Below are 1705 nucleotides of genomic sequence, written 5' to 3'. Positions count from 1 at the left end.
GACGGCTCGGTGCCGTCCACCGGTCAGCGGCGCCCTGGCCTCCCACGGGCTGGCCCCGCAGTACTCTCGGCGCGATGGGGCTTAGCTTCCGGGTTCGGAACGGGACCGGGCGTGCCCCCCATGCTCTGGCCGCTGACCGGTGGGCGGCGCCCACCGTTACGGTGTCCTGGGTCTCATCTACGTGCCCTGGGGGCCGCATGGCGCATAGGAAAGGTCTGACTCGGGGGCATCCTCGTGCCCGGACCGCGCATGAGCGCTAGGTCCCGCGGGCCGCGAGGTGCGGTTCCGGAAGAGCTCGGGCGATTAGTGCGGCTCGGCTGAGGACGTCGCCGCCCTTGCACCTGCCGTCTATCGACCAGGTAGTCTACCTGGGCCCTTACCGGAAGGAGAACTAATCCCTGGAACGGCTTCCCGCTTAGATGCCTTCAGCGGTTATCCGCGCCGCACGCGGCTACCCGGCCGTGCCGTTGGTCGACAACCGGTTCACCGGAGGTGCGTCCACCCCGGTCCTCTCGTACTGGGGGCAGCCTCCATCGATTCTCCTGCGCCCACGGAGGATAGGGACCGAACTGTCTCACGACGTTCTGAACCCAGCTCGCGTACCGCTTTAAACGGCGAACAGCCGTACCCTTGGGACCTGCTCCAGCCCCAGGATGCGATGAGCCGACATCGAGGTGCCAAACCTTGCCGTCGATGTGGACTCTTGGGCAAGATCAGCCTGTTATCCCCGGAGTACCTTTTATCCGTTGAGCGACGGCCCACCCACTCGGGGCCGCCGGATCACTAGAGCCTGCTTTCGCACCTGCTCGGCTTGTGGGCCTCGCAGTCAAGCCCGCTTGTACTCTTGCATTCAAAAGGACGGTTGCCGACCGTCCCGAGCGGACCTTCGCGCGCCTCCGTTACCCTTTAGGAGGCGACCGCCCCAGTCAAACTGCCCGCCTGGCACGGTCCCCGAGCCGGTCGACGGCCTCGGGTTAGGACGCCGGTCGCGCGAGGGCAGTATTCCAAGGGCGGCTCCCCGGGGGCTGGCGCCTCCGGATCTGTGCCTCCTGCCTATCCTCTACACGCGGGACCAGCGGCCAATGCCAAGCTGCAGTGAAGGTTCACGGGGTCTTTCCGTCCTTCCGCGGGTAAGTCGCATCTTCACGACCAGTGCAATTTCACCGGGTCCATGGTCGAGACAGCGCCCAAGTCGTTGCGCCTTTCGTGCAGGTCGGAACTTACCCGACAAGGAATTTCGCTACCTTAGGACCGTTATAGTTACGGCCGCCGTTTACCGGGGCTTGGCTTCGGGGCTTCGCCTTGCGGCTAACTCCTCCGCGTGACCTTCCGGCACCGGGCAGGCGTCAGACCCTATACGTCGCCTTGCGGCTTCTGCAGAGTCCTGTGTTTTTGGTAAACAGTCGCTTGGGCCTCTCCACTGCGGCCCGCCTCCGCTCCCCGGGCAAGCCGGTTCACGTACGCGCGGGCACCCCTTCTCCCGAAGTTACGGGGCCATTGTGCCGAGTTCCTTGACCATGGTTGACCCGATCGCCTCGGTATGTTCTACCCACCCACCTGTGTCGGTTTGCGGTACGGGCGCGCACGCGCCTGCCTAGGGGTTTTTCTAGGGACCTCGGGCTCACTCGCTTCGCTTGATCGCTTCGTCCGGAGCCTCGCCCTCGTGCGGACCGGATTTCCCTGGTCCGCGGGCCGCGCTCCATCA

Annotated in this window: 2 rRNA genes; both read right to left on the bottom strand. The window is 65.4% G+C overall.

Features of this window, described 5'->3' with window-relative positions:
* Nucleotides 1-21: 21 nt before the first annotated feature.
* Nucleotides 22-137: ribosomal RNA gene (gene rrf, locus DW943_RS10310) — 5S ribosomal RNA — on the bottom strand.
* 146 nt (nucleotides 138-283) lie between these two features.
* A 23S ribosomal RNA gene (locus DW943_RS10305) occupies nucleotides 284-1705 on the bottom strand; the annotation flags it as partial.

The organism is Collinsella sp. AM44-11, assembly GCF_003467145.1.
Classification (GTDB): Bacteria; Actinomycetota; Coriobacteriia; order Coriobacteriales; family Coriobacteriaceae; genus Collinsella.
Note: the sequence above shows the minus strand (reverse complement) of the source record. Positions and strands in the feature narration are given on the sequence as shown.